The sequence below is a fragment of the Kineococcus arenarius subsp. arenarius genome, from assembly GCF_050871845.1.
Lineage (GTDB): Bacteria > Actinomycetota > Actinomycetes > Actinomycetales > Kineococcaceae > Kineococcus.
The window spans coordinates 20,560-27,602 of record NZ_JBJLSE010000054.1 but is presented as its reverse complement, the minus strand read 5'-3'; the positions used below and the strand labels follow the sequence as shown (position 1 = coordinate 27,602).

Sequence of the window (7,043 nt, the reverse complement as noted above, 5' to 3'; positions counted from 1 at the left end):
GCGGCAGCGCCGGCGGTGGGGGCGGCGCGGGGGGGGGGGGGGGGGGGGGGGGGGGGGACCCGGCGGGGGGGTGGGGGAAGGGGTGGGGGGGGGGCGGGGCCCCCCCCCCCCCCCCCCACGCCTGACCACGACCTCCGCCCCGGCGCGGAGAGACCCCAGGAGAACCCCGCTGTGAAGAGCGACGTCGAGACCCTCAACCCGACCCGGGTGAAGCTGACCGTCGAGGTCGGCTACGACGAGCTGAAGCCGAGCCTCGACGCCGCCTACAAGTCGATCGCGGGCCAGGTCCAGGTGCCGGGCTTCCGCCGCGGCAAGGTCCCCGCCCGCGTCATCGACCAGCGCTTCGGCCGCGCCGCGGTGCTGGAGGAGGCCGTCAACGACGCGCTGCCGAAGTTCTACCAGCGCGCCGTGGAGGAGAGGGAGCTGCGCCCGCTGGGCCAGCCGACCGTGGACGTCTCCCAGGCGCCGGACCCCAAGACGGGCGGTGACCTGCGCTTCTCCGTCGAGGTGGACGTGCGCCCCACCCTGGAGCTGCCGGTCCTGGACGAGCTCGAGGTGTCCGTCGACGACCTGGCGATCTCCGATGAGGACGTCGAGCAGCGCTTGGACGCCCTGCGCGAGCGCTTCGGCACGCTGACCGGCGTGGACCGCCCCGCCGCGGACGGCGACTTCGTCTCCCTGGACCTGCGCGCCGAGATCGACGGCGAGGAGATCGAGACCGCCAAGGGCATCTCCTACCAGGTCGGCCAGGGCAACATGATCATCGGTCTGGACGAGGCCGTGACGGGCCTGTCCGCCGAGGGCACCACCACCTTCACCGCGCCGCTGGCCGGCGGTGACCGCAAGGGCCAGGACGCCCAGATCACCGTGACGGTGCAGTCCGTCAAGGAGCGGGTGCTCCCCGACGCCGACGACGACTTCGCCCAGCTGGCCAGCGAGTTCGACACCCTGGACGAGCTGCGCGCCGACCTGCGCACCCAGGTGGAGCAGTCCAAGAAGTTCGAGCAGGGCCTGCAGGCGCGCGACCGCGTCCTGGAGAAGCTGCTGGAGCTGGTCGAGGTGCCCGTCCCCGAGTCGCTGGTCGAGGCGGAGATCCACACGCACCTCGAGCGCGAGAACCGCCTGGAGGACGCCGAGCACCGCGCCGAGATCGACGAGAGCACCCGCGCCGCGCTGCGCAGCCAGCTGCTGCTGGACGCCCTCGCCGAGCGCGAGGAGATCGGCGTGGAGCAGCAGGAGCTGCTGGAGTACCTGGTCGGGCAGGCCCAGCAGTACGGCATGGAGCCCAACCAGTTCGTGCAGATGGTGGACCAGGCGGGCCAGGTGCCCTCCATGGTCTCCGAGGTGCGCCGCCGCAAGGCGCTGGCGGTGGCGATGGAGAAGGCCACCGTGAAGGACGCCTCGGGCAACGTCGTGGACCTGGAGGAGCTCGTGGGCGGCGCCGAGGACGACGAGGACGCCGCCGGCGTGCCCGCCGAGGGCGGTGCCGAGGAGCGCGCGGACGGCGCCGAGGACGCGGCGGACGCGCCCGAGGCCGGCCAGACGGTCGACCCGGTGGGCGAGGACGCCCAGGCCGCGGCCGACGCCGCCGCCGGGCAGGAGCAGGACGGCGAGGACCGCCCCCAGGGCTGACCCCGCGCGCCGTGGGCGCACCGGCCCGGTGCCGGTGCGCCCACAGCGAAAAGCCCCCGGCCCCGACATGCCCTGCGGGACCTGCGCGTTAGGGTCGATCGAGATCGGCGGGACGCTCCGCCGGCCCCCGTCCGCGGGGGTGGTCGACGCCAGGAGAGGGCCAGGGAACAGCGTGAGCGAGATCTTGAGCGCACCGGGACTGGTGACGCCGCAGCACGCCCGTACGCCGGGCACGCCGGGGATGGGCCTCGACGACAACGTCTACCAGCGGCTCCTGCAGCAGCGGATCATCTGGCTGGGCTCGGAGGTCCGCGACGAGATGGCCAACGCCATCTGCGCCCAGCTGCTGCTGCTGGCGGCCGAGGACCCGGACGCCGACATCTACATGTACATCAACTCGCCCGGCGGGTCGGTCTCCGCGGGCATGTCGATCTACGACACGATGCAGTACATCAAGCCGGACGTGGCGACCATCGCCACCGGCCTGGCGGCCTCGATGGGCCAGTTCCTGCTGTGCGCGGGTGCTGCGGGCAAGCGGTCCGCGCTGCCGCACGCGAAGATCATGATGCACCAGCCGCTGGGTGGCCTGGGCGGCTCCGCGAGCGACATCAAGATCCTCGCCGAGCAGATCATCATGACGAAGAAGCAGATGGCCGAGCTGATCGCCCAGCACAGCGGTCAGAGCTACGAGACGATCACGCGCGACTCCGACCGCGACCGCTGGTTCACGGCCGAGGAGGCCCAGGAGTACGGCCTGATCGACCACGTCGTCGGCCGCTCCAGCGAGGTCTCGGGTGGCGGGGGCACCGGTGCGTGAGCCCGCGGGCCGCTCCCCGCTCCACGTCCCGCCGCACGTGACCGCCCAGATGGGAGACCGTCCGATGGACCAGCACAGCCGCTTCGACCCCGCGCTCGCGCCCTCGGCGCGCTACGTGCTCCCGCAGTTCGAGGAGCGCACGTCCTACGGGATGAAGCGCTCGGACCCCTACACCAAGCTCTTCGAGGACCGCATCATCTTCCTCGGCGTGCAGGTGGACGACGCGTCGGCGGACGACATCATCGCCCAGCTGATCGTCCTGGAGTCGCAGGACACCGACCGCGACATCATCATGTACATCAACTCGCCCGGCGGGTCCTTCACGGCCCTGACGGCGATCTACGACACGATGCAGTACATCCGTCCGGACATCCAGACGTACTGCATGGGCCAGGCCGCCTCGGCCGCGGCGGTCCTGCTGGCCGCGGGCACCCCGGGCAAGCGGTTCGCCCTGCCCAACTCGCGCATCCTCATCCACCAGCCGGCGATGTCCGGCGGCGGGTACGGGCAGGCCTCCGACCTGGAGATCCAGGCCAACGAGATCCTGCGGATGCGCACCTGGCTGGAGCAGACGCTGGCGGCGCACTCGGGCCGCACCGCCGAGCAGGTGGGCACGGACATCGAGCGCGACAAGTTCCTCTCCGCCGAGGAGGCCGTCGAGTACGGCCTGATCGACGAGGTGCTGGTCAGCCGCAAGGCCTCGGCCCTCACCCGTTAGGCAGCAGTGCGCGGCGCGTCCCGGGGGGCCGGTCTGGCACCGTGTCCCCCGGGGGCGTCTAATGAGTCCGCGGGAGGTCCCCGGCAGGTAGCGTGGTCGAGTCGTGACGGTGCCGTGGACGGCGCTCCCGCGGAGTCAGCGGCACCGTCGAGCAGTACGAGGAGAGGAATCCGTCGGTGGCACGCATCGGTGACGGTGGCGACCTGCTGAAGTGCTCCTTCTGCGGAAAGAGCCAGAAGCAGGTCAAGAAGCTCATCGCCGGTCCCGGCGTGTACATCTGCGACGAGTGCATCGACCTCTGCAACGAGATCATCGAGGAGGAGCTCGCCGAGGCCAACGACCTGGGCCTGGTGGAGCTGCCCAAGCCCCGGGAGATCTTCGAGTTCCTCGACCAGTACGTCATCGGCCAGTCCGCGGCCAAGAAGGCGCTGGCGGTGGCCGTGTACAACCACTACAAGCGCATCCAGGTGGGGGACCCGGCCAAGAGCCGCGACGACGCCGTCGAGATCTCCAAGTCCAACATCCTGCTGATCGGCCCGACGGGCTGCGGCAAGACCTACCTGGCGCAGACGCTGGCCAAGATGCTCAACGTCCCGTTCGCCATCGCCGACGCCACGGCGCTGACGGAGGCCGGGTACGTCGGCGAGGACGTGGAGAACATCCTCCTCAAGCTCATCCAGGCCGCCGACTACGACGTCAAGAAGGCCGAGACGGGCATCATCTACATCGACGAGGTCGACAAGATCGCCCGCAAGTCGGAGAACCCGTCGATCACCCGCGACGTGTCCGGCGAGGGCGTGCAGCAGGCCCTGCTGAAGATCCTCGAGGGGACCACGGCGAGCGTGCCGCCGCAGGGCGGCCGCAAGCACCCGCACCAGGAGTTCATCCAGATCGACACGACGAACGTGCTGTTCATCGTGGGTGGCGCCTTCGCCGGCCTGGACCGCCTCATCGAGGCCCGTGCCGGCAAACAGGGCCTGGGCTTCGGCGCCCAGCTGCGTCCCACGGGCGCCGCGAAGCTCGAGCCGGCTTTCGGCGACGTGATGCCCGAGGACCTCATGAAGTTCGGGCTGATCCCGGAGTTCATCGGCCGCCTGCCGGTGATCACCACGGTGGAGAACCTGGACCGCGAGGCGCTGGTGCGCATCCTCACCGAGCCCCGCAACGCCCTGGCCAAGCAGTACCAGCGCATGTTCGAGCTGGACGGCGTGGAGCTGGAGTTCACCCCCGACGCCCTGGAGGCAGTGGCCGACCAGGCGATCCTGCGCGGCACGGGCGCCCGGGGCCTGCGCGCGATCCTCGAGGAGGTGCTGCTGCCGGTCATGTTCGACGTGCCCAGCCGCGACGACATCGCGCGCGTGGTGGTCACCCGCGAGGTCGTGCTGAAGAACGTGAACCCGACCCTGGTGCCCCGCGAGGCTCCGGCGCGCAAGGGCAGCCGGGAGCGCCGCGAGAAGTCGGCCTGAGGCCGCGCCGCCACGCGGACGAGACGACGACAGGGGCCCCACCCGTGCCGAGCACGGGTGGGGCCCTTCGTCCGTGGTGCCGCAGCGGCGAGGCCCCGGGTCAGAGCTGGGAGTTCAGGCGCGCCACGAGCGTGGCCAGCTGGTTCATGTCCTCCTCGGACCAGTCCTGCAGGCGGGCGTGCAGGCGCTGGCGGCGCGCCTCGCGGGCGGCGAGCAGCTGCTCGGCCCCGGTGGGGGACAGGCGCAACCGCACCGCCCGCCCGTCGGTGGGGTCCGCGGTCCGCTCGACCAGGCCCAGGCCCTCCAGCAGCTGCACCTGCCGGCTCAGGGTGGGTTTGCCGATCCCGAAGAACGCGGCCAGGTCGGAGGGGCGCGCCTCGCCCAGGTCGTCCAGGCGCACCAGCAGGCTGTACGCCTCCGGTTCCAGGTCCGGGTGCACCGTGCGGGCCGTCTCCCGGCTGATCGCCCGGGAGCGGCGCAGCAGGACGGCGAGCTCACGCTCCAAGTGGTCTGCGGCGTCGTGGTGCACGGGGGAACCGTACCGCCCCCGCGCGCCTCGCCGCGTGATCGCCACGGCTCTGCGCGGCCCCGGGTGTTGTGGTGGGGTGCCGGCCCCCGTATGGTCGTTGCGATGCATCGAACCGATGCATCGACGAAGGTTCCCGGAGGTGTCCAGTGGTGCGCAGGCGCGGTGACGTGCTGCCCCTGGCGGTGCTGGCCCTGCTCGCCGAGGGCCCTCTGCACGGCTACGAGGTCCGCCGCCGCCTCGACGTGCGGCTGGGGGCCTTCCGCGCCCTCTCGTACGGCACGCTCTACCCGTGCCTGCGCACCCTGCAGGCCGGCGGCTGCATCACCGAGACCACCGGGCCGCGCACGCCCGGCACGGTGAGCGCCAAGCGGGCCCGCGTCGTCTACGAGATCACCGAGCACGGCAGGGAGCGCCTCGCCGAACTGCTCGAGGAGGCCGGCCCGGCCGCCTGGGAGGACGACGCGTTCGGGGTGCGCCTGGCCCTGTTCCAGCGCGTCGCCCCCCGCACGCGGCTGCGCATCCTGGAGGGCCGCCGCGCCCGGCTGCTGGAACGCGTGGAGCAGCTCACCGCCACCATCGAGCGGGCCCAGGCCCAGCTCGACGCGTACGCCCTCGAGGCCCAGCGCCACGGCCTGGAGACCGTCCGCAGCGAGGTGGACTGGCTGGACCGCCTCATCACGGCCGAGCGCCGTGCCCCCGCCCGGCCGGGCGTTCCGGCCGCACCCCCTCTCGAGGAGAGTTGATGTCCGAGATCCGCGTCGCCGTCGTGGGGGTGGGCAACTGCGCCGCCTCCCTCGTCCAGGGCGTCCACTTCTACGCCGACGCCGACGAGGCCACGACCGTGCCCGGCCTCATGCACGTGAAGTTCGGCGACTACCACGTGCGCGACGTGACGTTCGTCGCCGCGTTCGACGTCGACGACAAGAAGGTCGGCACCGACCTCGCCGACGCCATCGGCGCCAGCGAGAACAACACGATCAAGATCTGCGACGTCCCCACCACCGGGGTCACCGTCCAGCGCGGGCACACCCTCGACGGCCTGGGCCGCTACTACCGCGAGACCATCACCGAGTCCACGGCCGAACCGGTGGACGTCGTCGCCGCCCTGCGCGAGGCCCGCGCCGACGTCGTCGTGTGCTACCTGCCGGTCGGCTCCGAGGACGCGGCGAAGTTCTACGCCCAGTGCGCCATCGACGCCGGCTGCGCCTTCGTCAACGCCCTGCCCGTCTTCATCGCCAGCACCCCCGAGTGGGCGCAGAAGTTCACCGACGCGGGCCTGCCCATCGTCGGCGACGACATCAAGTCGCAGGTCGGCGCCACCATCACCCACCGGGTGCTGGCCAAGCTGCTGGAGGACCGCGGCATCAAGCTCAAGCGGACGTACCAGCTCAACGTCGGCGGCAACATGGACTTCAAGAACATGCTCGAGCGCGACCGCCTGGAGTCCAAGAAGACCTCCAAGACGCAGGCCGTCACCAGCAACGTCCAGGCCGACTTCGGCACCCGCGACGTGCACATCGGCCCCAGCGACTACGTCCAGTGGCTCGACGACCGCAAGTGGGCCTACGTCCGCCTCGAGGGCGAGGCGTTCGGCGGCGTCCCGCTGAACCTGGAGTACAAGCTGGAGGTCTGGGACTCCCCGAACTCCGCCGGCGTCATCATCGACGCGGTGCGCGCCGCGAAGATCGGCCTGGACCGCGGCATCGGCGGCCCGCTGCTGTCCCCGTCGGCGTACTTCATGAAGTCCCCGCCCGAGCAGCGCGACGACGAGCGCGGCCGCGCCGCCGTCGAGGAGTTCATCGCCGGGACCGTCGAGCGCTGATCGGCCGTCTCCCCGCGCGGAACCCCGTGGTGCACCCGCACTGCGGGGTTCCGTCGTTC

General features: G+C 71.7%; 7 protein-coding genes. 6 read left to right on the top strand and 1 reads right to left on the bottom strand.

From position 1 onward, the window contains the following. Positions 1-171 precede the first annotated feature (171 nt). From tig to clpX, 4 genes are all read left to right on the top strand, one after another. Entirely contained in the window at positions 172-1,632 is a 1,461-nt protein-coding gene (gene tig / locus ACRYM0_RS13500; RefSeq protein ID WP_432505859.1) for a trigger factor, read from the top strand. A gap of 241 nt (positions 1,633-1,873) precedes the next feature. After that, a complete protein-coding gene (locus ACRYM0_RS13495) occupies positions 1,874-2,449 on the top strand; it encodes an ATP-dependent Clp protease proteolytic subunit (protein ID WP_242129496.1) in 576 nt (191 codons plus the stop codon). Positions 2,450-2,513: 64 nt separating this feature from the next. After that, positions 2,514-3,167, top strand: coding sequence for an ATP-dependent Clp protease proteolytic subunit (locus ACRYM0_RS13490; RefSeq protein WP_432505858.1), 654 nt, complete (start codon positions 2,514-2,516; stop codon positions 3,165-3,167). A 176-nt stretch (positions 3,168-3,343) separates the two neighbouring features. Further along, positions 3,344-4,633 (top strand): ATP-dependent Clp protease ATP-binding subunit ClpX, encoded by a 1,290-nt coding sequence (gene clpX, locus ACRYM0_RS13485; protein WP_432505856.1) that lies wholly within the window; start codon positions 3,344-3,346, stop codon positions 4,631-4,633. Positions 4,634-4,733: 100 nt separating this feature from the next. Here the strand turns inward: clpX and ACRYM0_RS13480 are convergent, their stop codons facing one another. Next, positions 4,734-5,162, bottom strand: coding sequence for a MarR family winged helix-turn-helix transcriptional regulator (locus ACRYM0_RS13480; RefSeq protein ID WP_432505854.1), 429 nt, complete (start codon positions 5,160-5,162; stop codon positions 4,734-4,736). Between the two features lie 149 nt (positions 5,163-5,311). On the opposite strand from ACRYM0_RS13480, the gene ACRYM0_RS13475 reads away from it, so the two are divergent. Both ACRYM0_RS13475 and ACRYM0_RS13470 read left to right on the top strand, forming a co-directional pair. After that, positions 5,312-5,905, top strand: a complete 594-nt coding sequence (locus tag ACRYM0_RS13475; protein ID WP_432505852.1) for a PadR family transcriptional regulator — start codon at positions 5,312-5,314, stop codon at positions 5,903-5,905. After that, positions 5,905-6,984, top strand: coding sequence for an inositol-3-phosphate synthase (locus tag ACRYM0_RS13470; RefSeq protein ID WP_432505850.1), 1,080 nt, complete (start codon positions 5,905-5,907; stop codon positions 6,982-6,984). The genes ACRYM0_RS13475 and ACRYM0_RS13470 overlap by 1 nt, the downstream gene beginning before the upstream one ends. The last annotated feature ends 59 nt before the right edge of the window (positions 6,985-7,043 follow it).

Bases quoted from the DNA above. Each gene is read 5' to 3' on its own strand.
- ACRYM0_RS13495 (WP_242129496.1), top strand. From the start codon at position 1,874: ATGGGCCTCGACGACAACGTCTACCAGCGGCTCCTGCAGCAGCGGATC.
- ACRYM0_RS13490 (WP_432505858.1), top strand. From the start codon at position 2,514: ATGGACCAGCACAGCCGCTTCGACCCCGCGCTCGCGCCCTCGGCGCGC.
- ACRYM0_RS13470 (WP_432505850.1), top strand. From the start codon at position 5,905: ATGTCCGAGATCCGCGTCGCCGTCGTGGGGGTGGGCAACTGCGCCGCC.